Origin of the sequence: Deinococcus koreensis (assembly GCF_002901445.1) — a bacterium.
GTDB lineage: Bacteria > Deinococcota > Deinococci > Deinococcales > Deinococcaceae > Deinococcus > Deinococcus koreensis.
Window position 1 is genome coordinate 986,134 of the sequence record NZ_PPPD01000001.1, and the last position, 23,395, is coordinate 1,009,528.

Consider the following 23,395-nt stretch of genomic DNA (forward strand, 5'->3'; position numbering starts at 1 on the left):
GCGTCCTGTTCCCTGCACTCCGGCCGCTCCCGTCACGGCGACTCGCTCCGCTCGATCCGGGCTGCGCCCGAATGGCCGCCCAGGCCCAGCATCAGCTCCAGGTTCTGCACCGCCGCGCCGCCCGCGCCCTTGCCCAGGTTGTCGAGCCGGGCGGCCAGCACCACGCGCCCGCTGTCCGCACTGGGATACACGAAGAGTTCGAGGTCGTTGGTGTCGTTCAGCGCCTGCGGGTCGAGGGTCTCGGGGTTCTCGTTCATGGGCACCACGCGCACGTAGCGCTGCCCGGCGTAGTGCTGCTGCAGCGCCCCGTGCAGGGCCTCCGGGGTGGTGCCCAGCTCGCGCAGATGCAGCGGGATGGTCACGGTCATGCCCTGCGCCCAGCCGCCCACGTTCGGCGTGAAGATCGGCGTGCGGGTCAGGCCGCCGTAGCGCATTGTCTCGGGAATGTGCTTGTGGTTCAGCCCCAGGGCGTAGCCCAGGAACGCGCCGCGCATGGGGTGGGCCTGACCCTGCTCGTGGGCCTCGACCAGCGCCCGGCCGCCGCCGCTGTAGCCGCTGTAACCCTGGATGGACACCGGGAAGTCGGCGGGAAGCAGGCCCGCGGCGGTCAGCGGAGCCAGCAACGAGATCGCGCCCGTGGAGTAGCAGCCGGGATTGGCGACGTGGCGGGCCGAGCGGATGCGCCCGGGCTGATCGGCGTCCAGTTCGGGAAAGCCGAAGACCCAGGCCGGATTGACCCGGTGCGCGGTGGAGGCGTCCAGCAGGCGCGCCGCCGGGTTGGTCGTGAGCCGCGCGGCCTCGCGCGCCGCGTCGTCATGCAGGCACAGGATCGAGACGTCGGCGGCGTTCAGCAGTTCCGAGCGCGCGACCGGATCTTTGCGCCGCGCGGGGTCGATGCTCAGAAGGTCGAGATCCGGGCGGCCCGCGAGCCGGGAGCGGATCTGCAGGCCGGTGGTGCCGGCCTCGCCGTCGATGAAGATCTGGGGTTTAGTCATGGGTGTACTCGCCTCTCATCCGGGAACGAACCTCTTCATCCGTCCATTGTCCAGTATGCGGCGGGCTGGACGACCCAGGCGGCCCTGTCCAGGTGGCCCAGTTCTGTCCAGGGCAGCAGGGCAGGACGGAGCCGCCCGGGGGCGGCTCCGTCCTGCAGAGAAAGGCGCCTACTTGCCGGGAATGACCTGCGTGATGCGGGTGGCCCAGTTCGCCAGGGTGGTGCGCGTACCGCCGCAGGAGCCGAAGGGCGCGGCGGCATACTGCGCCAGCGTGCAGTCGGCGGCGATGTACTCGTTGGCCAGCCAGATGCTCGCGCCGTCGCTGGCGGCGGCCGCGTAGTCGCCCCAGCGCGGGCGCGGCGGATCGCCGAAGGCGCGGTAGCCGCTGAAGCCGTCCTGGGTGCCGCGGCCGGCCGCCGCGATGGCCAGCGGGCTCACGCCGTCCTTGCTGATGCCGAAGTAGGCGGCGCTGGGGTGGTGATCCGGGCCGACCAGGGTCACGCCCACCGCGCCCCGCCCGGCCGAGGTCACGGCGACCGCCGGGAAGAGCACGTTGTTGCCCGGCACGCTCAGCACGCCCTGGTTCACCACCACGGCGTCGGCCTTGTTCTTGTTGGTCTGCGGGCGCAGCACGAACCAGGCCGCCCCGACCCGGTCGGTGCCGGCGTCGTTCACGGCGGTGCCCAGCGTCGTCCAGAGCTTGCCGTCGGCGTACATGACCTGCTGCACTCGGCTGTCTCCGCCGTCCAGCGGCGAGAGCACCTCCGTGTGCGGGGGCTCGGTGGCCAGCAGGTTCCGCCAGCAGCCCGGCCCGAGGGGGGTGGGCAGGGTGGTGTCGTTGATGCACTGGCCCAGCGGGAAGTTGCCGGCCTTCTGGGTGGCGGCCGGCGGCACGGCGTAGGGCTGCACGCGGATCACGCTGGCGTTCAGCGTCAGCGCGGGGCGGCCGGCGTTCAGCGACGAGGTGTTGGTCAGCGCCCACACGACCAGCCGGTCGCTGGCGCCGCTGTCCTCGAAGACCGCCAGGGAACTCACGAAATGCTCGGTGCCCCTGGTGCCCCGGTCGAATTCGCCGTCCGGCGAGCGGGAGGGCATGAGCGTGAAGGCAGGGATCGGGCTGGCGGCCAGGTCGTAGCTGACGATATTCAGCGTGCCGGCGCCCGCCACCAGCTGCGCCTTGGGCAGGGCGTAGATCTGCGTCCCGTTGAAGTCGCCGGTGACCAGCGAGAACTCGTTGGTCGTGATGTACACGCCGTGCTCGTCCACGCCCAGGTGCGGGTAGTCGCCGAAGCAGGGGCAGTCCCTGTGGGCCGGGGTGCCGTCGGTGCCGTCGTTGTGCGCGGCCAGGCGGTAGATCGTCCAGGCGCCGGTCGGATCACCCGTGCGGCTGACCGCCAGATCCAGGGAGTTCTTGCCGGTCAGCGCGCCCGTGGCAGGGTTGGTGCCCAGGACGTCGGTCAGGTGGAACCAGCGGCCGCTGGCAGCGTCGTAGTGGCAGCTGGGGTCGAAGGTGGTGGGGCCGAAGACCGGCGCCGGCCCGCGGATGATGGCGGCCGGGTAGCCGTTGAAGGTGTTCAGATCGACCGGAATGGTGCGGGGCGCGCCGTCGGTGCCGAACACCCGCAGTACGCTGTTCACGGTTTCCAGCACGAAGCCGTTGCCCACGCACAGGCCCTGATCTGGCGGCTCGTTGCTGAACTGCCGGCCGCCGTTCGCAGTGCGGGTGTCGCGGTGGTTCAGGCCGTCGAAACTGCGCTGCAGCGCGGGCTGGGGGGTGAGCTTCAGGGCGCCGAGCCCACGCGGCGCCACGCCCTTGCCGGGCCGGGTCTGCGGCAGCCGGCGGTTGAAATCGAAGTCCAGGCCGCTCAGGGCCTGTGCACCCAGCACCGGCGCCGGCGGCGCGCCCAGGAGCTTCCTGCCGCGCAGTTCAGGATTCTGCAGGGCCCCGCCATCCGGCGCCCCGGCCTGCAGCGAGGTGCTCCCCGCCGCCGACAGTTCCCGCAGGGTGGGCGGCACCTCCAGCACCTGGGCACTCAGGGTCGCCCCGGAGTCCCCCGCCCCCGAATCCCCCGCCAGCGGGTCAGGGGTTCCACCACCACAGGCCACCAGCGCCAGGCTCAGCGCGGCGGCCGGCAGCCACTTCCAGTCCGTCCCCATAGCGTCTCCTCTCGTGCCATCTCTGCATGAACGGGCGTGCGATCAGGCCGCGGCGCGGGTACCCGTCCAGCGGCCCGCAGGCCGGCAGGAGGGTAGCAACGAAGGCCGGCAGCGCCTGAGAGCAGGCACGGCGCCCTACAAAAGCGCCCCCTGGACAGAGGGGCCGGAGACGTTGACCCGACCACTGTACCCCCGTCCGGGGGTGGGAGTCTGCAGGATGGCCGCCCGGGTCTACCAGCGCGGCCGCAGGCTGCCCATCAGGTGGTAGAGCAGGGCTTTCTGGGCGTGCAGGCGGTTCTCGGCCTGATCGAACACGCGGCTCCTGGGGTGCTCGGTCGCCTCGGGCACGGTTTCCTCGCCGTAATGGGCGGGCAGGCAGTGCAGGAAGATACCCTGCGGGGCCAGCGTGTCGAGCATGTGCGGCGTGACCTGATAGCCCCGGAAGGCGCGGCGGCGGATGTCGGCCTCGGCCTCCATGCCCATGGAGATCCAGACGTCGGTGTACAGCACGTCGGCGCCGGCCACCGCGCCCAGGTCGTGGGTCAGGGTGATCTCGGTGCCGCTCTTCACGGCGTCCATCAGCACGCCGGCGTTGGGCTCGTAGCCCACGGGCGTCACGATGGTCACCTGGGTGCCGGTCAGCACCCCCATGTGGATGTGGCTGTTGGCGAGGTTGTTGCCGTCGCCGATGTACACCACCCGCTTCCCGCGCAGATCGCTGCCGAACTCTGCTTCGATGGTCTGGTAGTCGGCCAGCAGCTGCGCCGGGTGCAACATGTCCGAGAGGCCGTTGATGATGGGGACGTCGGCATGGTCGGCCAGTTCGTGCAGGGTCTGCTGCAGGTACACGCGGCCCATCACGCCGTCCACCCAGCGCTCCAGGTTGCGGGCCACGTCACTGACGCGCTCGCGGGTGCCCAGGCCGATCTCGGTGTTGCTCAGGGTGATGGCGTGGCCGCCGAGCTGGTACATGCCCACGTCGAAGGTGGTGCGGGTGCGGAGACTGGCCTTCTCGAACACCAGCGCGAGCGACAGACCGCTGAGCGGCTTCACGCCGCGCCACTCGCCGCGCTTCATGGAGTGCGCGGTGTCCAGCACGGCGCGCAGTTCGGCGCCCGTCATGTCCAGATTGCTCAGGAAATCCCGCCCGGCCATCACCGGGGCCGGCAGCGTCTCGGCGGTCAGCAGCGCTGGGTTATTCACCCCACGCCCCTGACCAGCTGAAGAGCCCGAGGTCGACTTTGGCTGGCTGGATTTCGGTGCAGTGCGGGCTGAGCGGGCGGCCTTCGTCATAGGCAAGGAGTATAGCTGGCCCGGCGAGACCATATCCATCCGGCTCAAAGCCGCATGTTTATTCACCGGATCTGCTTGAAGATGCACGCCCGCCGACGGGAACATCCGGTTCCTCTCGCGGAGGGAACCGGCTGAACTGAGGGGACGGATTACTTCGTCTGGATCAGGGTGTAGCTGCCGGTGCCGCTGTAGGCGTACACGCGCCAGCGGTAGGTGCCACTGGCCGCCGCGTAGCTCACGTTCTCGGTGCTGGTGCTGCCGGTGCCGCTGGCGACCGTGCTCCAGGTCGTGCCGGAGAGCTTCTGCAGGTAGAGGTCGAAGTCGGTGCCGGTGGGGCCGCTCAGCTTGCCGGTGATCGTGCCGCCCGCGTAGGCGAAGCCGCCCGTGCCCGGCTGGTAGGAGTTCGCCCCGCGACTCGCCAGCGTGCCCGTGTAGGTCGTGCTGACCGCGCTGCTCACCGTCACGCTCTGGCTGGTGGTGGTGCTCAGCCCGCCGTTGTCGGTCACGGTCAGCGAGACCGTATAGGTGCCGGACGCCGCGTAGGTCTTGCTGGGGTTGGTGGCCGTGCTCGTCGTGCCGTCGCCGAAGTTCCACGAGCGGCTGGCGATGGTGCCGTCCGAGTCGGTGGAGGTGTCGGTGAACGTGGCGCTCAGGCCGCTGACGGTTCTGGTGAAGGAGGCGGTGGGCGCCGCGTTGGTGCCGGGCGCGGTGACGGTCACGAACACGGCCGAGACCGGGCCGTAGCCGCCGGCGGAGTTCTTCGCGCGCACGTAGACGGTGTGGCGGCCCTGGCTCAGCCCCGTGGTCGGAATGCTGACGCTCAGGCCCTCGACCGAGGCGTTGAAGGTGCCGTCGGCGGCGTTCACGGGCTGCGGAACCGCGCCGTCCCAGAAGGGCGTATCGATGGTGTACTCGGCGCTGGCGACCGTGCGGCTCGGCTCGGCGCCGTTCGAGTTGTTGAAGCGGGTGTTGTCGGCGCTGGCATTCAGGGTAAAGGCGTTGCCCGAGGCCACGCTGGCCGGCGCCGAGAGGTTCAGGACATCCGCGCCGCCCCCCAGCAGGTAGGGCGCGCGGGCCACCCGCAGGGCGTACAGCAGCGCCGCCTGGTTCTGCGGCAGGATCGTGCCCGTGAAGGTCGAGCAGGGCTCGAAGAAGGCCGTGCCGAGTTCAATGGTGTAGGCCGCGACGCCCAGCTCACCGTAGGCGAAGTCGGTGGTGGTGCCCGAGGTGGCATACAGGCCGATCGACTGCTCCGGCGTGTAGCCGTTGAAGTAGGCCAGCTTGCGGCCCAGCGACTGCATCGCCACGCCGTTCGGGGCCACGGTCGCGGTGTGTCCCCAGGGCCAGAGCACCAGATCGGAGTAGGAGTGGACGTCCACGTACACGCCCATGGTGTCGCTCGGGGCGGCGTCGGTCAGGGCGGGGCCCCGGTGGTCGCCGAAGACGTTTCTCATCAGGGTCTGCACGTTCTGGGTCTCGGGCTCGGAGGCGGCCGAGGGGCCCCGGTAGGTCTCGTTGCAGGGGTCGGCGCTGCTGCCGCCGGTGTTCCACAGGAACGAGAAGTTGCGGTTCAGGTCGGTGCCGAAGGCGCTGGTGGCACAGGCGTTGGTGTTGTTCACGTTCTTGCGCCACGACGCCCCCGCCTCGGCCTTCTTGCGGCCGTCGGGGTTGGTCTGCAGCACCAGCTGGACTTCCTGGGTATCCAGCATCCAGGTCACGTCGGCGTCCTTGCCGTAGTTGCTCAGCAGGTACTCGGCGAAGCGGGTGGTCAGCTCGGCCGGGGTGTACTCGCGGGCGTGGATGGAACCCGTGACCAGCAGCTTGGGTTTCACGCCCGTGGTGGCCTTGTTGGTCAGGGTCAGCACCTGCATGTCGTAGCCGCCCTGATTCCGGGTCTTCAGCCAGGTCGGGCCGATGCTCGTCCAGCTCGCCAGATTCGGGTACTGGGTGACCAGATTCTGCGCGGAGGCGTAGGTCTCCTCGACCGTGCGGTAGCAGGAATAGCCGGGAATGCTCAGCGGCTTGATGCTGGAGGGGGTGTTCGCCTGCTTCGTGGCGGCCTCGTCGATCTTCACGGTCCAGCCGCGCACCAGGGCGGTCACGCGCAGCCGCTCGAAGTCGGGGCGGCCCACGTCCAGCAGCACGTAGCGCTCGGCCCGGGTGCCGCCCACCGGCTCGAAGGTCTTCACGATGTCGATCCAGTCGCGGTCGGTCTTGAAGTCCACGCGGGTCACGACGTTGGGCGTGGAGGCGAACACCGCGCATTCGGCCGGCGTGGCGGCCGAGAGCTGGGCCTCGTTGCCTGGCGTCCCGGCCGAAACAGGCGGCGGGGTCTGGGAGCAGGCACCGAGGAGCAGGGTGACGGTCAGGAACAGGGGGACGCTGAGCGGTCGGTGCATGAATCCTCCGGATAGGGCGCGGGCAGAACCTGAACGGCCCTGGGCGCTGAATGTGGCGTGGGCTGAATCTAACATGAGCCCAGCGTGAAGTCGCCCTGAAGCGGTTCCTTCCTCCCGGACGCCCTGCCCGGATGGTCTGCAGGCAGCCGGCGTACACTCGCCGGACGTGACCCCGCGACCCGCCGCCCCGCTCCCGCTGAACGCCCGCGCGCTGGCCCTGGCGCTGCTGATCACCTTCATCTGGGGCGTGAACTTCGTGGTCATCAAGTGGTCGGTGGCCGGCGCCCCGCCCCTGCTGGTGGTGGCGCTGCGCTTCACGCTGGCCGCCCTGCCCGCCGTGTTCCTGGTGCCGCGCCCGGCGGTCAGCGCCCGGCTGCTGTGGGGCTACGGCCTGAGCGTGGGGCTCGTGCAGTTCGGCCTGCTCTACCTGGCGATCGGCCTGGGTCTGAGCGCCGGCATGGGCTCGCTGCTCATGCAGACCCAGGCGTTTTTCACCGCCCTGCTGGCGGCCCGCGTGCTGGGCGAGGGCGTGCGCCCCTGGCAGGCTCTAGGCATGGCCCTGGCGTTCGGCGGCATGGCCCTGATCGGGGCCCTCTCCGGCGCCGACGTGCCCCTGCTCCCGCTGGGCCTGACCCTGCTGGCGGCGCTGGGCTGGGCGACCAGCAACCTGCTGGTGCGGGCCTCGGGCGGCGCGAACGTCTTCTCGCTGGTGATCTGGAGCAGCCTGATCCCGCCCCTGCCGCTGACCCTGCTGGCCGGGCTGACCAGCGGCTGGGACGCCGTGACCCGTACCCTGCTGCACTCCGGCCCCGGCTTCTGGGCGGCCATCGCCTTCATGGGGCTGGCGAACACCGTGCTGGGCTTCGGCGTGTGGTCGCTGCTGATCCAGCGCCACGGCGCGGGCCGGATCGCGCCCCTCTCGCTGCTGGTGCCGGTTTTCGGCGTGCTGGCCAGCGCGCTGGTCTTTCAGGAAGGCTTCCCGCCCGGCAAGGCCCTGGGCGCGGCCCTGGTGTTCGTGGGGCTGGGCCTGCACGTCTTCGGCGGCCGCTGGTGGCGGAGCCGGCGGGCGGCACTGAGCTGAGGCGCCGCCCCAGGCGCCCAGGGGCTCATCCGGTGGCTTACCCTGGAGCCCATGTCCCCTCCCCTCTTCGACTCCCACCTGCACACGCCCCTGTGCGGCCACGCGACCGGCACCCCCCGCGAGTACGCCCAGGCCGCCCTGGACGCCGGCCTTTCGGGCCTGTGCTTCACCGACCACATGCCCATGCCCTCCTGGTACGACGCCCCGTGGCGGATGCGACGTGAGCAGCTGGCACAGTACGTGGACGAGGTGGCCGCCGTGCAGGCCGAGTTTGCCGGGCGGCTGGAGGTCAGGCTGGGACTGGAAGCCGACTTCCACCCCGGCACGGAGCGGTTCGTGGAGAACGTGCTCAATGCCCACGACTGGGACTACGTGATCGGCAGCGTCCACTACATCGGGGCCTGGGGCTTCGACAACCCGGAGTTCGTGGCCGAATACGACTCGCGCGACCTGCGCGGCCTGTACCGCGAGTACTACCTGCTGGTCGAGGGCGCGGCGAAATCGGGCCTGTTCGATTCCATCGGGCACCTCGACCTGCCCAAGAAGTTCGGCCACCTCGACCCCGACGGCTACGCGGCCCTGCACGCACTGGACGTGGTGGCTGAAAGCGGCCTGAGCCTGGACTTCAACACCGCCGGCTGGCGCAAGCCCGTGGCCGAGGCCTACCCCGCCCCGAACCTGACCCGCGCCGCCGCCGAGCGCGGCATCGGGTTCGTGCTGGGTTCCGATGCCCACAGGCCCAGGGAGGTCGGCTTCCGCTTCACCGACGCCATCAAGCAGATCCACGACGTGGGCGGCCGGATCGTGACCTACGAGGGCCGGGGGCGGCACGGGTAGGGGGCCTGAGCTCTGTGTCGTGAGCCCTGAGCTATGAGCTATAGGCTATGAGCGAAAGCAACTCAGAGGCTGAAGCTCGCCTCAGAGCCCAGAGCTCACCGCCCTCCTGCAGCCCCGCTACTCTGAACCCATGTCCGACCTCACGAAAAAATCCCTTGTCGGCGTCCTCAAGACCACCGCCGACCTGCTCGACCTGCTGGGCGTGGGCGACGACCCCTTCCGCGCCCAGGCCTTCCGCAGCGCCTCGCGCTCCCTGGAATCGGTGGACGCCGAGGCGGAGGCCCTGGTGGCCTCGGGCTTCGCGGGCATTCCGAAGGTGGGCAAGGCCATTGCCGCCGACCTGCTGGAGTACGCCAGGGGCGGCGTGTTCGCCCCCCTGGAGGACGCCGCCAGCCTGATTCCGGCGGGCGTGCTGAGCCTCTTCCGGGTGCGCGGGCTGGGGCCGAAGAAGATCCGCGCCCTGTGGGACGCCGGCATCGATTCGCTGGAGGTGCTGCGCGAGGCCTGCCGCGACGGCCGGGTGGCGGGCCTCAAGGGCTTCGGGGCCAAGAGTGCGGCCAGCTTCCTGGAGGCGGTGGAGTTCGCCCTGAGCGCGCAGGAACGCCAGCACCTGAGCACCGGCCTGCAGGTCGCCCAGGCGCTGTGCCGCCGCCTGGAGGGCCTGGAGCCCGAGCTGTCCGGTGACGTGCGCCGGGGCCTGGACACGGTGCGGGTCGCGCGGGTGACGGTCACCGCCAGCGCCCAGGACGTGCTCCACCGCCTGAGCGGCGTGGTCGAGGGGCTCGCGCCCGTCGATCCCAAACCGCTGTTCGCCGGGCGCGTGGACGGCGTGCCCGTCGAGATCGCCTACGCCCCCACGCCCGGCATCCGCGGCGCGCTCGACCTGATGATGGGCGGGAGCACCGAATACCGCGAGGGGCTACGGGAGGAGGCCAGGGCGCGGGGCTTCGACCTCAGCGGGCGGGGCCTGAAGAAGGGGGGCGCCGTACTCGACACCCCCAGCGAGGCCGACGTGATGCGCGAACTGGGCCTGCCCCTGCGCCCCGCCGAATACCGCGAGCCCGAGCACGACGACGTGTGGACGTCGCTGCCGCCCCCGGAGGCACTGGTCAGGGTGGCCGACCTGCGCGGGATGCTGCACACCCATTCCCTGTGGTCGGACGGCGCGGCCAGCGTGGCCGACATGGCGGCCGAGACCCTGCGGCTGGGGCACGGGTTCCTGGGCACGGGCGACCACTCGCGCGCCGCCCACTACGCCAACGGCCTGAGCATCGAGCGGCTGCAGGCTCACATCCGCGAGGTGCGCGAGTTGCAATCAGCAGGCGTGCCGGTGATCGCCGGGGCCGAGGTGGATATCCTCGATGACGGCTCGCTGGACTACCCGGACGAGGTGCTTGAGGGGCTCGATTACGTGGTGGCGAGCGTCCACAGCCTGTTCACGCTCGACTCCGCGCGGCAGACCGAGCGCCTGATCCGCGCCGCCTCGCACCCCCTGGTCACCATCCTGGGGCACCCCACCGGCCGCCTGGAACTGCGCCGGCCCTCCTACGCGGTCGATCTGGACGCCGTGCTGGCCGCCTGCGAGGCGAACGGCACGGTCGTGGAGATCAACGCCAACGCCTACCGCCTGGATCTCGACTGGCGCGTGGCCCTGCGCTGGCGATCTCGCCTGACCTTCGCCATCAACACCGATGCCCACGTGCCCGGCGGCCTGAGCGACGCGAAGTACGGCGTGATGGTGGCGCGCAAGGCCGGGCTGACGCCTTCGATGGTCGTGAATACGCTGTCTCAGGCGGAGTTCCTGCAGTTCGTGGCGAGGCAGCGGGCGACCCGTCTGTCCTGATCGACTGGGGATGAGCCCCATCCCGGTTACGTCGAGAACGGGCACGGGAACCTGAAGTGGTTGGGCACCACGCTGATTGTGTGGACGGGACGCAGGTTCGCTAGGCTGAGCCGTATGAGGCAGCCCAGGCAGCGTGCAGGGACAGCGAAGCCACCAACCCTGTTCATCATGGTCGGCCTGCCCGGCTCCGGGAAAACCACGCTCGCAAAGGAACTGGAGATTCAGCATCACGCCCTGCGACTCACGAAGGACGACTGGATGATGCCTCTGTTCGGCTGGGGTGAGTTCGGGGATCAGCGTGAGCTGGTCGAGGCGCTGCTCTGGAACATGGGAGCGCGGGCCCTGACCCTGGGCGTGAATGTGGTGCTCGACTACGGCTTATGGGCACGCTCGGAGCGCGAGGACTACCGTGCCCGGGCGCTGGCGCTGGGCGCGCGGGTCGATGTCCGATTCCTGGACGTGCCTCATGAAGAACTCTGGCGCAGGGTCCAGGCCCGCAACGCGCGGCCTGGGGCGGGTGATGTGCCGATCAGCGCAGAGCAACTGCAGCAGTACGGAACCATGTTCCAGCGGCCCACCGAGGACGAAATGGCCAGCTGGCGAACGCCTGAATGACCAGCGTCAACCTCCACCACACCCCCCCCCCTCGGCACGATCCCTCCCCCCGTGCCGGTCAAGCTGAAGAGGTCTGTCTTCCGTCCCCTTACCCGTACCGCTTCTCCAGCAGGCCGCTCAGGGCGTGCCATTCGGCCTGTTTGCCGTCCGGGAGCTGCCGGGCCAGGTTGCCCAGATAGCGGCCCAGGTGGCTGCGGGTCACGGCGTCCGGGTCGAGGCCCAGCTCGCTGGCGGCCTCGGGAATGAGCACCTCGGCCATGGGGCCGATCAGGCGGGTCAGGTTCCAGTGGAGGTCTTCCAGGAACTCCGGGCCCAGGGGCGCTTCCGGCAGATCCGGCAGGCCCAGGGCGCGTTCCAGCGTGCCGCCCTCGGTGGTCTGGTCGAGCATGTGGTCGAAGGCCCGCGTGGCGCTGTCCGGGTCGCGCCGGATGATGCCGTGGATGATCTGCTCGTGCGTGGTGTACAGCGCCGGAAAGCGCCCGCGCTGCATCAGGTCGGTGCTGATGGCCCGCAGCAGGTTCGCCAGCGGCATGTGGATGGCCCGCAGCAGCCGCAGCACCACCGGGTTGCCGGCCGCCCGCGCGATCGCCATATGCAGGGCGAGGTCGGCCTGGATGAAGGCCTCGGGCTCGCCCTGGGCGTCGCGCATCCGGTGCAGATGCTCCAGCAGCTCGGTGTGCTGTTCCGGCATGGCGTGCAGGGCGGCCTGTGCGATGGTGTAGTGCTCCAGCACCTGCCGGGTGTCGAGGAAGGCGTGGGCCTCGGCCTCGTCGTGCACGGCGCCCAGCCAGAGGTTGATGCTGGGGGCCTGCTGGGTCACGGGCAGGATCACCGTGCCGCGTCCGGGGCGGGCGTCGAGCACCCCGGACGCCGACAGGATCGAGATCGCCTCGCGCACGGCGGCCACCGAGGTGCCGTAGCGCTGGGCGAGTTCGCGCTGGCTGGGCAGCGTGTCGCCGGGCCGAATCGAGCCGTCGAGCAGCAGGCCCTGGATGTGCCGCGCGATGTGTTCACCCAGCGAGCGCTTCTCCAGCGGCTCCATGTCGAAGTGCTCGCTCATGCCGGGGGTGCCGGGCGTGCTCATGGGCCTTTCCCGCCGGGCAGCAGGCGGCTCAGCGCCAGGTGCAGACTGACCCGCAGGCGTTCCAGCGCGGTCACCAGATCGTGCAGCTCGTCGTTGCTGCCCAGCTGCCGGGCATCGAGCGGCTCGTGCAGGCGCCCCAGGCTGGCGTGGTGGGCCGCGTCGGTGATCGCCAGGATCACGCGCACCAGCCCCCGCACCGCGCGGTAGGCGGCCAGCGCGGCCAGCAGCGCCACCACGGCGCCCGCCAGCAGCACCAGATACAGCTGCCGGTCGAGCACGCCGCCCAGTTCGTTCAGGGTCACCCCGATGTCCAGGCGGAACAGCAGCGCGCCGGGCGGCTGCGGCGTGCCGGGAAAGCGCAGGGCGCGGCCACGCGGCGTCTCGTAGACCTCCACCTGCGTGAGTTCGGTGGCCTGGGTCTGGCCCTGCACCTTCTCCAACGCGGCGATCCGCTCCTGCAGGTGCTGGCGCACGCTCTCTGGCGTGCCGGGCTCCAGCGCGGCCAGCGCGGCGCGGTAGGCCTCGGCGCGGCGGTCGGTGAGGCGCAGGTGCGTGCCGCCGGGGTGGTCACGCCGGAACTCGTCCAGGCGGGCGCGCAGATACCAGTCGCTGTCCGGCGTGTCGGAGGTGAAGAAGCGCAGCTCCTGGCCCGCCGGCTGCACGTCGATAAAGGCCACGCTGGGCGAGGCGACCGCCGCGCGCAGCTGGGTCTCCACCAGGTTCAGATCCTGCACGTCCAGCGTGGAGGCCAGCAGCCCCGCCACCGAGGTGCTCAGGTTGCGCGAGATGGCGTCCAGGGCGGCGCGGCGCTGCACGGTCAGGATCAGCGCGGTCAGCAGCCCCAGCACCAGCACCGGCAGCACCGCGATCAGCAGCGCCTTGACGCGCAGGCTGATGCGCCGCCGGACGCGGGGCACACTCAGGGGGGCGGGGGTGGTCGTGACCGTCATGGGCGCTCCAGGGGGCCGGAAGAACAGGCTCGGAAGGGGGCGGTAAAGTTTGAACCCAGTCCATTGATCTGAACATTCAAACAGTTGACTTGATGGTGGGCTCAGCCTACACTCACCGGGTCACACAACACAAGACCGCCGCGTGCGCGCCAGCCCCTGGCCACGCGTCGGCTCCAGCGACATACACGTCATCTGGCAGGTCGTCTGGAGAGCGCGGGTTTGCCCGCACAAGGAGTCTTATGAAGCGAATGCTGAGCGCCACCCTCCTGCTGACCCTGGCCAGCCTCTCGCAGGCCCAGAAGGTCGAGTCCATCGTGATCGGCGTGGCCGTGGCCCAGACCTCCAACACCGCCCTGCTGGGCCAGGAGCAGGTCATCGGCGCCAAGTTCGCCGAGAAGTTCCTGAACGGGCGCGGCGGCATCAACGGCACGCCCTTCAAGCTGGTGTTCCAGGACACCGGCGGCGACGAGGCCGGCGCCATCAACGCCTTCCAGAACCTGATCACCAAAGACCGCGTCCTGGGCATCGTCGGGCCGACCCTCTCGCAGCAGGCCTTCGCCTCCGACCCCATCGCCGAGCGCGCCAAGGTGCCCGTGCTGGGGCCGAGCAACACCGCCAAGGGCATTCCGCAGATCGGCAACTTCATCGCCCGCGTGTCGGCTCCGGTGGCGGTCGTGGCTCCCAACGCCGTGCGCCAGGCGCTGAAACTCGACCCGGGCATCAAGAGCGTGGCCGTGCTGTACGCCCAGAACGACGCCTTCTCGACCTCGGAGACCGGCACCTTCCAGGAGACCGCCAAGGCCCAGGGCCTGAACGTGGCGACCGTGCAGAAGTTCCAGACCACCGACACCGACTTCACCACCCAGGTCACGGCCGTGCTGAACGCCAAGGTCGAACTGGTGATCATCTCGGGCCTCGCGGCCGACGGCGGCAACCTCGTCAAGCAGCTCCGGCAGCTGGGCTACAAGGGCCTGATCATCGGCGGCAACGGCCTGAACACCTCGAACATGTTCCCGGTCTGCCAGAAGCTGTGCGACGGCGTGATCATCGCCCAGGCGTACAGCCCGGCCCAGCCCAGCGCGGCCAATCAGGTGTTCGTCAAGGAATACACCGCGCAGTACAAGAAGGCCCCGCCCCAGTTCGCCGCCCAGGCCTACGCCGGCGTGCAGGTCATGGTGGAGGCGCTGCGGGCCATCGACCGCAAGAAGAAGCTCAGCACCTGGGAGCTGGGCGACCTGCGCGAGGAACTGAACAAGCAGATATTGAGCGGCAAGTACAACACCCCGCTGGGCCCGATCTCCTTCGACAAGGAAGGCGAGGTGCAGCAGAAAGAGTTCTACGTGGCCCAGATCAAGATGAAGGACGCCAAGACCGGCTCGTTCGTGTACCTGAAGTAAGGCGCTGTGTGCTCTGAGTTGTGAGCTGTGAGCAAGAGCCTCCATCGTCAGCCCGTTCATAGCCCATAGCCCAGAGCTTAGAGCCCTCCCCGCCGTCAGCCCCCTGAACGCTGACGGCGTTTCCTTGAAAGGAGCCACATGGAGCTGAGTCAATTCGTCCAGAACCTCATGAACGGGCTGGCCATCGGGAGCGTCTACGCGATCTTCGCGCTGGGCTACACGCTGGTCTTCTCGATCCTGGGGATCATCAATTTCGCGCACGGGGCGGTGTTCACGCTGGGCGCGTATTTCACGTACACGCTGGTCGTGGGACAGTTCGAGAACAACGGGCTCCTCAAGGGCATCAACCTGTTCCCGAACGGTTCCCCCTTCTCCGGGCAGCCGCTGACCTTCGCGCTCGCTACGCTGCTCGGGGCCATCGGCGCGGGGCTGGTAGCGGTGCTGATCGAGCGCCTCGCCTTCCGGCCCATGCGCTCGCGCGGCGCCGACCCGCTGCTGGCGCTGGTCAGCTCGCTGGGGGTGGCGCTGGTGATCGTGAACCTGATCCAGCTTCTGGTGGGCGCGGAGATCTACAACTTCCCCTCGGACGCCTACGGCGATACGCCACCCGCGCTGTCGTTCGTGCTGGGCGGCAAGGTCGTGATCATCCGCACTGTGCAGGTCATCATCTTCGCGGTCAGTCTGGTGATGCTCGCCATCCTGGGGTACGTGATCGGCCGCACCAAGATCGGCAAGGCGCTGCGGGCGGTGGCCGAGAGCCCCAGCACGGCCTCGCTGCTGGGCATCTCGGTCGACCGCTTCATCCTGATCACCTTCTTCCTGTCGGGCTTCCTGGGTGGGCTGGCCGGCACGCTGGTGGGCACGGCCTTCGGCGTGGCCGGGCCGTATTTCGGCGTGGTGTACGGACTCAAGGGGCTCGCGGTGATCGTGCTGGGCGGCCTGGGCTCCATTCCGGGCGCCGTGCTGGGCGGGCTGGTGATCGGGCTGGCCGAGGCCTTCGTGCCGGCGGATTACTCGGCCTACAAGGACGCCGTGGCCTTCGCGCTGCTGTTCATCATCCTGCTCGTGCGCCCGCAGGGGCTGCTGGGCAAGAACGCGATCCAGAAGGTATAAGCCATGACCGACTTTCTCTCCACCTACGGCTTCCTGATCGTGACCATGATCCAGGCGGGCCTGCTGGGCCTCAGCCTGTACTTTCCCCTGCAGGCCGGACAACTGAGCCTCGCCTCGCCCGGCTTCTACGCGCTGGGCGGCTACGTGGCGGCGATCATGCTGACCAACCCCGCCTTCGCCGGGCTCCGTGACGCGCTGGGGAACGGCGTGTTCGTGCTGACCTGGGTCGTGGCGGCCGTGCTCAGCGGCCTGCTGGGCCTGGCGGTCGGCGTGCCGGCGCTGCGGCTGCGCGGCATTTATCTGGCGCTGGCGACCATCGCTTTCGTGGAGATCCTGCGCGTCGTGTCGCTGAACCTGAGCTTCACGGGCGGCGCGGTGGGCATCTTCGGGATTCCGCAGAGCTTCGGCTTCCAGGATCGCTGGCAGTACATCTTCATCTTCGGGCCGCTGCTGATCCTGACCCTGCTGTTCGCGCGGCAGCTGGAACGCTCGCGGGTGGGCCGCGCCCTGCGCGCCATCCGCGAGGACGAGCTGGCCGCCGACGCCATGGGCGTGCCGCCCACCCAGTACAAGGTGCTGGCCTTCGTGATCGGCGCGGTGCTGGCCGGCATCGTGGGCGCCATGAGCGCGCCCTTCCTGAACACCTGGAACGCCAAGCAGGGCACCTTCGACGCCTCCATCGCCATCCTGGCCTTCGTGCTGATCGGGGGCTCGCGCAACATCTGGGGGCCGGTGGTGGGCGGCGCGCTGCTGACCGCCATTCCCGAGGTGCTGCGCTTCCTGGCCGACTGGCGCCTGGTGATCAACGGCCTGGTGCTGGTCGTGGCCAGCCTGTACCTGCCGCAGGGCATCGTGGGCGCGCTGGAACGCCTGCGCCGCGCCCCGCCGCCGCAGCGGCCCGCCTCTCCCCCACCCCTGCCCACCGCCGAGGTCAAACCATGACGGCCCCCCACCCTGACCCCACGGTCGTGCTGCAGGCCCGCAACATGACCCGGCGCTTCGGCGGCTTGATCGCCGTGAACGACGTCTCCTTCGACGTCTACGAGGGCGAGATCTTCGGGCTGATCGGCCCCAACGGCGCGGGCAAGACCACGCTGTTCAACCTGATGACCGGCCTGACCCCGCCCAGCGCAGGCACCCTGACCTACCGGGGCACCACGGTCACCGGCCTGCAACCCAACCGCGTGGCGGCGCTGGGCATGAGCCGCACCTTCCAGAACATCCGCCTGTTCCGGGGGCTCTCGGCGCTGGAGAACGTCAAGATCGCCCAGCACGTCCGCACCCGCGCCGGGCTGTGGCAGGGCGTGTTCGGCACCTCGCGGCCCGAGGAGGCGCAGGTCGAGCGCCGCGCCTGGGAACTGCTCGATCTGGTGGGCCTGAGCGACCGCGCGGGCGAGCTGGCGAGCAACTTCAGCTACGGCGATCAGCGCCGCCTGGAAATCGCCCGCGCGCTGGCGACCGAGCCGCGCGTGCTGCTGCTCGACGAACCGGCGGCCGGCATGAACACCTCGGAAAAGGGGCAGCTGACCGCCTTCATCCGGGAAGTGCGCGACCGCTTCGACCTGACCGTGCTGGTCATCGAGCACCACGTCCCGCTGGTGATGAACCTGTGCGACCGGGTGGCCGTGCTGAACTTCGGCCTGCTGATCGCCATGGGCGACCCGGCCAGCGTGCAGCGCGATCCCAAGGTCATCGAAGCCTACCTGGGAGGAGAGTGACCATGCCGCTGCTGGAGATCGAGAACCTGAGCGTGAACTACGGCGCCATCCAGGCGGTGCGCGGGCTCTCGCTGCACGTCGAGGAGGGCGAGATCGTCACGCTGATCGGCGCCAACGGGGCGGGCAAGACCACCACGCTGCGCGCCGTCTCGCGCCTGCAGCGGCCAGCGGCGGGGCGCATCGTGCTGGCCGGGCGCGACATCACCCGCATTCCCGCCGACGAGGCGGTGCGCAGCGGCATCGCCCAGAGCCCGGAGGGGAGGCAGGTGCTGGCCCGCCAGAGCGTGCAGGACAACCTGGAGCTGGGGGCGTATACCCGCCGGGGGCCACAGGTGAAAGCGGACATCTACGAGATGTACGAGCGCTTTCCGCGCCTGGGCGAGCGCAAGGATCAGCTGGCGGGCACCCTGTCGGGCGGCGAACAGCAGATGCTGGCCATCGCCCGCGCGCTGATGAGCCGCCCCCGATTGCTGCTGCTCGACGAGCCCTCGCTGGGGCTGGCGCCGATCATCGTGCGCGAGATCTTCACCATCATCCGCGAGCTGAACGAGCAGGGCGTGACCATCCTGCTGGTGGAGCAGAACGCCAAGCTGGCCATGAACTCGTCCAACCGCACCTACGTGCTGGAAGCCGGCCAGATGACCTTTGGCGGCGACAGCGCCCAGCTCGTGAACGACGAGCGCGTGCTGCACGCGTATCTGGGGGGCTGAGCCGCCCCGCCCTCCACCCGAAGTTCAGATGGGCCGCCCTCCATACCGGGGGCGGCCCATCTTCGCTCTGTGTTCCGACGCTTCAGCGCGTGCCGAAGTCCTGCACCCAGTAGTTGGCGTACTTGTTGCCTGGGCTGACCGTTTCGACGACACTGATCCCCACTTCCCTCAGCAGCGGATCCATCAGGGTCGCGCAGTGCTTTTCGCTGTCCAGCCAGCCCTGCATGACCGTGGAGGCGGTATAGCCGGCGGCGATGTTCTCGCCGAGTTCACGCCAGTTCACGTAGCCGGCGGCCTCGACGCGCTGTTCCATCAGGCCACCTTCCGGCGAGACATGATCGAAGTAGTTGCGGTTGGCCATATCCAGGGCGTGCGCGTGCGCGGCGGCGGTGAGCTGCGTGTTCCAGGTCACCGGGCTGGCGGCGGGGAAGCGCTGGGTACCGCACTGCTGGGCCTTGCCCCGCGCGGCGTTCAGATCCTTGAGCAGCTGCGCCATCACGCCGTCGGGGGGCGTGTCGCCCGTGGGGGGGGCGGATTCGGTGGGCGCGCCGCCGCACGAGGCGAGCAGCAGGGCGGACAACATCACTGGAATCAGGCGGGGTGTGAACATGTCGAAGACTCCTCTCAGGCCGTGGCCTGATCTGGAATCAGTCTGTGGAGTGTCCCCTCTCGGGGGCCTCACAGCTCCATTGATGAAGGCCGGTGCCCGGAGGGCCGGCGCTCATGAAGACGGGAGCCCCGGCACGCGGCGGGGGCTCCCTGATCTTTCATCTGTGCTCTGCTGTCCTACCGGCTGGCCGGCGCGGGTCTGCGGCTCAACGCACCCGGGTCAGGCCGTCCTGCGCCAGTTTGTAGTTGGGGCTCAGTTTCAGGGCGCGCTCGTAGCTCTCGCGGGCCTTGATGCGGTCGGGAGCCACGTTCCCGGAGCCGCGTTCATAGCTCAGGCCCAGGTAGTAGGCGTATTCGGGGGTGTTGCTGCCCAGGGCGGCGGCCCGCGTCAGGTTGTCCCGTGCCGAGCGCAGGTCGCCGGCATCGAGCTTCAGGCGCCCCAGGTAGTAGTAGAACTCCGGGTAGCGCAGCGGATCGAGCTTGACCGCGGCATCGAGCTGCGTGCCGGCCGTGGCCACGTCTTTGGCGAGGTAGCTGACCACGCCGTACTGGCCGACCGCGTAGGCGTTCCTGGGGGCCAGACGGGCGGCCTGCGCCGCTTCCGGGCGCGCGGCCGTGATGTTGCCGCTCAGGGCCAGCAGCTTGGCGTAGTAGGCGCGGTTGTAGGGATCGCGCGGATCGGCGATCACGGCCTGCTGCAGGTAGTCCAGCGCCAGCGGCAGGTTGCCGGTCGCGTAGTACATGTCGCCCAGGTTGTACAGGAAGATCGAGTTGTCGGGGTTCAGGGTGCTGGCCTGCTTGAACGCCTCAATGGCCTGCGTGCCCTGACCCTGCAGTTTGTACACGTAGCCGCGCTCGTTCCAGACCTTGCTCAGGCTGACCGACCGGTCGTTGCCGCTCTGGCCCTGGGCCAGCGTGTCGGCGTCGGCCAGCACGCGCAGCGCCTCGGCCAGATTGCCCGCCACGCTGGCGCGGTCGCCGGCCCCGATGTACTGCTGCTGGTACGCCTGGGCCAGCGCGATATAGCCGCTGATGTTCCGGCTGTCCAGGCTGATCAGCCGCTTCAGGGACTCGATGGCGGCACTGTACAGGCGCAGCTTCACCTGCGAGCGGCCCAGCCCCAGCAGGGCGTCGGTGTTCTTCGGGTCGAGCTCCGAGGCGGCGCGGAAGGCCACGTAGGCCTCGTCGTACTTGCCCTGCTCGTAATTGAAGACGCCCAGGGCCACATAGTTCGCGGCGGGCACGGGCCGGGTGGGGGTCGCCGGCGCCGCCTGGGCCGGGGCGGGGGCCGCGGGGGCGGGCGCGGTCGGCGCGGGTGCGGGCACCGCCGGGGTCGTCTGGGCGGTCGCGGCGCCCAGCAGCGCCGCGACGAGCAGACTGATGGTGATGAGATTTGGGTTCACTCGGAAACCTCCGTGGGGTTCAGATCGGATGGCGCTGGTTGGCCCAGCCCACGTCCTGCCCGGATGGGACATGTCCTCATGATACGGGAGCGCGGCGAAGGGCCGGGTGAAGTGCCAGTGAGGAGGGCGTAGGGGGGCGGGGGCCTCTGGGGCACGCCAGACACGGAGCGGGCAGGATGGGGCTCACGGGCACAGTCTCCCCGCCCCGCTTGACCCGCATCTGATCAGGATTCTCATGCCCTGTGCCGCGCCCTGCAGGCTGCCCGCGTCGGGATCTCAGGCGAAGCTGCTCCCCTGGGCCGGGCAACTCCCATCCTCTGCGCCTTGACCACCCTCCGGCGCCCCTGCCTGCGCCGCCCGAGCCCTCCGGGAATCTGACACTTTTCTGAACGCCGGAGCATAAAGGCCGACCGGGGATGAGCCGTTTCAGGCGGTTCCCTACGACCGTGGGCACAGAGGCAGGCAGATTCAGCGGCAACGTTCCGCTGACCTGGGCAGCGGGACTCCCAGCAGGGCCTCCTGCTAGAGTCCGGCTCATGTCCCCGGCTCCCTCTCCGCTCAAGCGCCTGGGCCTGACCGGCTCCATCGGGGCGGGCAAGAGCACGGTGGCCGCGCTGCTGCGCGAACGCGGCCTGACCGTGCTGGACGCCGACGAACAGGCCCGGCTGGTCACCGGGGAGCCCGAGGTGCTGAGCGAACTCGCGCGGCGCTTCCCGGGCAGCGTTCAGGGCGGCGTGCTCGACCGCGCGGCGCTGGCCGACACCGTGTTCGGCGACCCCGCCCGGCTGGCCGAGCTGAACGCCCTGATCCACCCCCGCGTGCGCGCCCGGATGGCGGCGCTGGAGGCCCAGGCGGCGGCCCGTGGAGAGCCCTGGGTCGTGCAGGACGTTCCCCTGCTGTTCGAGGGCGGACTGGAGGCGGGGATGGATGCCGTGCTGGTCGTGGACGCGCCCCTGGAGGTGCGCCTGAGCCGCGTGATGGCCCGCTCCGGCCTGAGCCGGGACGAGGTGCTGGCCCGCGACGCCCGCCAGCTGCCCGCCAGCGAGAAGCGCCGGAGGGCGACCGTGGTGCTGGACAACGCCGGCACTCCGGACGACCTGGCGAGGCAGGTGGACGCCGCGCTGAAGCGGCTCAGCGTCCACCCGGAGACCTCGGGGGGGAACGGTCAGACCTGAACGGCGTGGGCCCTTGAGTCCGCGCCCGAGTGCCGACGTTCCAGCGCCGCCGCCACGAAGCCGGCGAAGGGCGGGCTGGGGCGCATGGGCCGGCTCTTGAATTCCGGGTGGGCCTGCAACGCCACGAAGAAGGGGTGCCCGGCGATCTCGATGCTCTCGACGAGTCCCGCGCCGCGCCCGTTCATGCCCGGCGTGACCCCGCTGACCGTCAGGCCGGCGCCCTGCAGCTGCGCCACGTAGGCCGGGTTGACCTCGTAGCGGTGGCGGTGGCGTTCGCGCACCGTGCCTCCCTGCGGCACCCCGTAGAGAGCGGCGATGGTGGTGCCCTCCCGCAGTTCCATGGGCCAGTCGCCCAGCCGCATGGTGCCCCCCATGCCGGCCACGTCCAGCTGCTCGGGCATCAGGTCGATGACGCGGTGCGGGGCGTATTCGTCGAATTCGGCCGAGTTGGCGCCCGACAGGCCCGCCACGTGCCGGGCGTACTCGATCACGGCGATCTGCATGCCCAGACAGATCCCCAGGTAGGGCACGCCCCGGGTGCGGGCGTACTCGGCGGCGCGGATCTTGCCCTCGATGCCGCGGATGCCGAAGCCCCCGGGCACCAGGATGCCGTCGGCGTCGCCCAGCGGCCCCTGCAGGTCGCCCTCCTCCCCGTCGGCCAGCTCCTCGGCGTTCACCCACTTGATGTTCACGCGGGCGTCGTTGGCGATCCCAGCGTGGGTCAGCGACTCCATGAGCGAGAGGTAGGCGTCGGGCATGGCGGTGTACTTGCCCGCGATGGCGATGGTCACCTCGCGCGAGGGCTGCTTGATCGTCCGCACCGCGTTCGTCCAGACGCCCAGGTTCGGCATGGTGCGCTCCAGGCCCAGCAGATCCTCGACGACCTTGCCCAGCCCCTGCTCCTCCAGCGCCAGCGGCACCTCGTAGACGTGCGAGACGTCGTAGGAGGAAAAGACCCGGTTCTCGCGCACCGAGGTGAACAGCGCGATCTTGCGCGTGATCTCGGGCGGCAGCTTCTCCTTGCTTCTGACCATCACGATGTCCGGGCTGATGCCCACCGAGCGCAGGGTCGCCACCGAGTGCTGGGTCGGCTTGGTCTTGAACTCGTTGGAGGTGCCCAGGTACGGCACCAGCGTCAGGTGCAGGAACAGCACGTTCTCGTCGCCCTCGTCGAAGCGGAACTGGCGGATGGCCTCCAGGAAGGGCAGCGACTCGATGTCGCCCACCGTGCCGCCGACCTCGATCAGCACGATCTCGGCGCCCGCGCTCTCGCCCGCCGCGCGGATGCGGCGCTTGATCTCGTCGGTGACGTGCGGGATCACCTGCACGGTCTGCGAGAGGTAGTCCCCGGCGCGCTCCTTGCGGATCACCTCCTGGTAGACCTGCCCGGTGGTGATGTTGCTGCCCGGCGGGATGTCCAGATCGAGGAACCGCTCGTAATTGCCGATGTCCAGATCGGTCTCGGCGCCCGACGCGGTCACGAAGACCTCGCCGTGCTCGTAGGGCCGCATGGTGCCCGCGTCGATGTTGATGTAGGGGTCGATCTTGACGGCGGACACGCGGTAGCCGCGCGCCCGCAGCAGGGCGCCCAGGGACGCGCTGGCGACTCCCTTGCCCAGGGAACTGACCACGCCACCGGTGACGAAGATGTATTTCATGTCGCTTCCGAGCGCCTGACCCCTGTGGCCGGCTGGGGGGCCAGAAAAAGAAAAGCCGGGGCACTCGGCCTCCGGGATTTCAGGATAGCACGCCCCGCCCGGTGGGGCCCCGCGCCCGGAGCACTCCGGCCCGGCGTCGCCAGTGCCGGGAACGCTCACAGGGAAAAGGACGCGTTGCGCTTATTTCCGAAACATCCGGGAGAGCGCCGGATGTTCCTCCGCATTGCACAACGCGTCCTTTTCGCTTCTCCCTTCGGTCGGGTTGAATCTGAGCGACTGGGCCGCCTTCCGTAGGACACTTTCCAAATCGGGGTGCTCCTCTGGCGATAAACACGCCGTTTTTGCCCCTCCCCCTTGA

Annotated in this window: 19 protein-coding genes; 10 read left to right on the forward strand and 9 right to left on the reverse strand. The window is 69.7% G+C overall.

Going from position 1 to position 23,395, the window contains the following annotated elements; all coding sequences use genetic code 11:
* Positions 1 to 32 precede the first annotated feature (32 nt).
* The 4 genes from argC to CVO96_RS04700 form a co-directional block, all read right to left on the reverse strand.
* Complete coding sequence (argC, locus tag CVO96_RS04685) at positions 33 to 995, reverse strand: N-acetyl-gamma-glutamyl-phosphate reductase (RefSeq protein ID WP_103310882.1); 963 nt, start codon at positions 993 to 995, stop codon at positions 33 to 35.
* A gap of 168 nt (positions 996 to 1,163) precedes the next feature.
* Positions 1,164 to 3,152 carry a hypothetical protein gene (locus CVO96_RS04690; protein WP_103310885.1) on the reverse strand — a complete coding sequence of 663 codons (1,989 nt, stop codon included), beginning with the start codon at positions 3,150 to 3,152 and terminating at the stop codon, positions 1,164 to 1,166.
* 231 nt (positions 3,153 to 3,383) lie between these two features.
* Positions 3,384 to 4,307 (reverse strand): ornithine carbamoyltransferase, encoded by a 924-nt coding sequence (argF, locus tag CVO96_RS04695; protein ID WP_165795356.1) that lies wholly within the window; start codon positions 4,305 to 4,307, stop codon positions 3,384 to 3,386.
* A gap of 287 nt (positions 4,308 to 4,594) precedes the next feature.
* Complete coding sequence (locus CVO96_RS04700; RefSeq protein ID WP_103310889.1) at positions 4,595 to 6,844, reverse strand: M14 family zinc carboxypeptidase; 2,250 nt, start codon at positions 6,842 to 6,844, stop codon at positions 4,595 to 4,597.
* A gap of 196 nt (positions 6,845 to 7,040) precedes the next feature.
* On the opposite strand from CVO96_RS04700, the gene CVO96_RS04705 reads away from it, so the two are divergent.
* The 4 genes from CVO96_RS04705 (at position 7,041) to CVO96_RS04720 (ending at position 11,220) form a co-directional block, all read left to right on the forward strand.
* Positions 7,041 to 7,925, forward strand: a complete 885-nt coding sequence (locus tag CVO96_RS04705; protein ID WP_103313302.1) for an EamA family transporter — start codon at positions 7,041 to 7,043, stop codon at positions 7,923 to 7,925.
* A gap of 51 nt (positions 7,926 to 7,976) precedes the next feature.
* A complete protein-coding gene (locus CVO96_RS04710) occupies positions 7,977 to 8,762 on the forward strand; it encodes a histidinol-phosphatase (RefSeq protein WP_103310892.1) in 786 nt (261 codons plus the stop codon).
* Between the two features lie 130 nt (positions 8,763 to 8,892).
* Positions 8,893 to 10,605 carry a DNA polymerase/3'-5' exonuclease PolX gene (locus CVO96_RS04715; RefSeq protein ID WP_103310895.1) on the forward strand — a complete coding sequence of 571 codons (1,713 nt, stop codon included), beginning with the start codon at positions 8,893 to 8,895 and terminating at the stop codon, positions 10,603 to 10,605.
* A gap of 114 nt (positions 10,606 to 10,719) precedes the next feature.
* Positions 10,720 to 11,220: a P-loop nucleotide/nucleoside kinase family protein gene (locus CVO96_RS04720; protein ID WP_103310898.1), complete on the forward strand. Its 501-nt coding sequence runs from the start codon at positions 10,720 to 10,722 to the stop codon at positions 11,218 to 11,220.
* An 88-nt stretch (positions 11,221 to 11,308) separates the two neighbouring features.
* On the opposite strand, the gene CVO96_RS04725 is transcribed toward CVO96_RS04720, so the two are convergent.
* Together CVO96_RS04725 and CVO96_RS04730 are read right to left on the reverse strand one after the other, a co-directional pair.
* Positions 11,309 to 12,304 (reverse strand): FadR/GntR family transcriptional regulator, encoded by a 996-nt coding sequence (locus CVO96_RS04725; RefSeq protein WP_103310901.1) that lies wholly within the window; start codon positions 12,302 to 12,304, stop codon positions 11,309 to 11,311.
* The gene (locus CVO96_RS04730; RefSeq protein WP_103310904.1) at positions 12,301 to 13,254 is read right to left on the reverse strand and encodes a hypothetical protein; all 954 of its coding nucleotides are present in this window, start codon (positions 13,252 to 13,254) and stop codon (positions 12,301 to 12,303) included. Before CVO96_RS04730 ends, CVO96_RS04725 begins: the two co-directional genes overlap by 4 nt.
* A 248-nt stretch (positions 13,255 to 13,502) precedes the next feature.
* Here CVO96_RS04730 and CVO96_RS04735 point away from each other — a divergent pair, with 248 nt between their 5' ends.
* The 5 genes from CVO96_RS04735 to CVO96_RS04755 all read left to right on the forward strand — a co-directional run bounded on the left by CVO96_RS04735 (position 13,503) and on the right by CVO96_RS04755 (position 18,192).
* Positions 13,503 to 14,651: an ABC transporter substrate-binding protein gene (locus tag CVO96_RS04735; protein ID WP_423739372.1), complete on the forward strand. Its 1,149-nt coding sequence runs from the start codon at positions 13,503 to 13,505 to the stop codon at positions 14,649 to 14,651.
* A 138-nt stretch (positions 14,652 to 14,789) separates the two neighbouring features.
* Entirely contained in the window at positions 14,790 to 15,764 is a 975-nt protein-coding gene (locus CVO96_RS04740; RefSeq protein WP_103310909.1) for a branched-chain amino acid ABC transporter permease, read from the forward strand.
* A gap of 3 nt (positions 15,765 to 15,767) precedes the next feature.
* Positions 15,768 to 16,706 carry a branched-chain amino acid ABC transporter permease gene (locus tag CVO96_RS04745; protein WP_103310912.1) on the forward strand — a complete coding sequence of 313 codons (939 nt, stop codon included), beginning with the start codon at positions 15,768 to 15,770 and terminating at the stop codon, positions 16,704 to 16,706.
* Positions 16,703 to 17,482 carry an ABC transporter ATP-binding protein gene (locus tag CVO96_RS04750; protein ID WP_103310915.1) on the forward strand — a complete coding sequence of 260 codons (780 nt, stop codon included), beginning with the start codon at positions 16,703 to 16,705 and terminating at the stop codon, positions 17,480 to 17,482. The genes CVO96_RS04745 and CVO96_RS04750 overlap by 4 nt, the downstream gene beginning before the upstream one ends.
* A gap of 2 nt (positions 17,483 to 17,484) precedes the next feature.
* A complete protein-coding gene (locus CVO96_RS04755; RefSeq protein WP_103310918.1) occupies positions 17,485 to 18,192 on the forward strand; it encodes an ABC transporter ATP-binding protein in 708 nt (235 codons plus the stop codon).
* Positions 18,193 to 18,274: 82 nt separating this feature from the next.
* Here CVO96_RS04755 and CVO96_RS04760 read toward each other — a convergent pair whose 3' ends face one another.
* A complete protein-coding gene (locus tag CVO96_RS04760) occupies positions 18,275 to 18,802 on the reverse strand; it encodes a CAP domain-containing protein (protein WP_103310921.1) in 528 nt (175 codons plus the stop codon).
* 205 nt (positions 18,803 to 19,007) lie between these two features.
* A complete protein-coding gene (locus tag CVO96_RS04765) occupies positions 19,008 to 20,204 on the reverse strand; it encodes a tetratricopeptide repeat protein (protein WP_243398165.1) in 1,197 nt (398 codons plus the stop codon).
* 536 nt (positions 20,205 to 20,740) lie between these two features.
* On the opposite strand from CVO96_RS04765, the gene coaE reads away from it, so the two are divergent.
* A complete protein-coding gene (gene coaE, locus CVO96_RS04770; protein ID WP_103310928.1) occupies positions 20,741 to 21,379 on the forward strand; it encodes a dephospho-CoA kinase in 639 nt (212 codons plus the stop codon).
* Here the strand turns inward: coaE and CVO96_RS04775 are convergent.
* Positions 21,370 to 23,037 carry a CTP synthase gene (locus CVO96_RS04775; protein WP_103310931.1) on the reverse strand — a complete coding sequence of 556 codons (1,668 nt, stop codon included), beginning with the start codon at positions 23,035 to 23,037 and terminating at the stop codon, positions 21,370 to 21,372. The two genes, coaE and CVO96_RS04775, sit on opposite strands and share 10 nt — an antisense overlap.
* Between the last annotated feature and the right edge of the window lie 358 nt (positions 23,038 to 23,395).

Excerpts from the sequence above, each read along its gene's own strand:
- CVO96_RS04760 (WP_103310921.1), bottom strand. The coding sequence starts at position 18,802 with ATGTTCACACCCCGCCTGATTCCAGTGATGTTGTCCGCCCTGCTGCTC.
- CVO96_RS04710 (WP_103310892.1), top strand. The coding sequence starts at position 7,977 with ATGTCCCCTCCCCTCTTCGACTCCCACCTGCACACGCCCCTGTGCGGC.
- CVO96_RS04755 (WP_103310918.1), top strand. The coding sequence starts at position 17,485 with ATGCCGCTGCTGGAGATCGAGAACCTGAGCGTGAACTACGGCGCCATC.
- CVO96_RS04775 (WP_103310931.1), bottom strand. The coding sequence starts at position 23,037 with ATGAAATACATCTTCGTCACCGGTGGCGTGGTCAGTTCCCTGGGCAAG.
- CVO96_RS04730 (WP_103310904.1), bottom strand. The coding sequence starts at position 13,254 with ATGACGGTCACGACCACCCCCGCCCCCCTGAGTGTGCCCCGCGTCCGG.
- CVO96_RS04700 (WP_103310889.1), bottom strand. The coding sequence starts at position 6,844 with ATGCACCGACCGCTCAGCGTCCCCCTGTTCCTGACCGTCACCCTGCTC.
- CVO96_RS04720 (WP_103310898.1), top strand. The coding sequence starts at position 10,720 with ATGAGGCAGCCCAGGCAGCGTGCAGGGACAGCGAAGCCACCAACCCTG.
- CVO96_RS04725 (WP_103310901.1), bottom strand. The coding sequence starts at position 12,304 with ATGAGCACGCCCGGCACCCCCGGCATGAGCGAGCACTTCGACATGGAG.
- coaE (WP_103310928.1), top strand. The coding sequence starts at position 20,741 with ATGTCCCCGGCTCCCTCTCCGCTCAAGCGCCTGGGCCTGACCGGCTCC.
- CVO96_RS04735 (WP_423739372.1), top strand. The coding sequence starts at position 13,503 with ATGCTGAGCGCCACCCTCCTGCTGACCCTGGCCAGCCTCTCGCAGGCC.
- argC (WP_103310882.1), bottom strand. The coding sequence starts at position 995 with ATGACTAAACCCCAGATCTTCATCGACGGCGAGGCCGGCACCACCGGC.
- argF (WP_165795356.1), bottom strand. The coding sequence starts at position 4,307 with ATGGCCGGGCGGGATTTCCTGAGCAATCTGGACATGACGGGCGCCGAA.
- CVO96_RS04750 (WP_103310915.1), top strand. The coding sequence starts at position 16,703 with ATGACGGCCCCCCACCCTGACCCCACGGTCGTGCTGCAGGCCCGCAAC.
- CVO96_RS04690 (WP_103310885.1), bottom strand. The coding sequence starts at position 3,152 with ATGGGGACGGACTGGAAGTGGCTGCCGGCCGCCGCGCTGAGCCTGGCG.
- CVO96_RS04740 (WP_103310909.1), top strand. The coding sequence starts at position 14,790 with ATGGAGCTGAGTCAATTCGTCCAGAACCTCATGAACGGGCTGGCCATC.
- CVO96_RS04715 (WP_103310895.1), top strand. The coding sequence starts at position 8,893 with ATGTCCGACCTCACGAAAAAATCCCTTGTCGGCGTCCTCAAGACCACC.
- CVO96_RS04745 (WP_103310912.1), top strand. The coding sequence starts at position 15,768 with ATGACCGACTTTCTCTCCACCTACGGCTTCCTGATCGTGACCATGATC.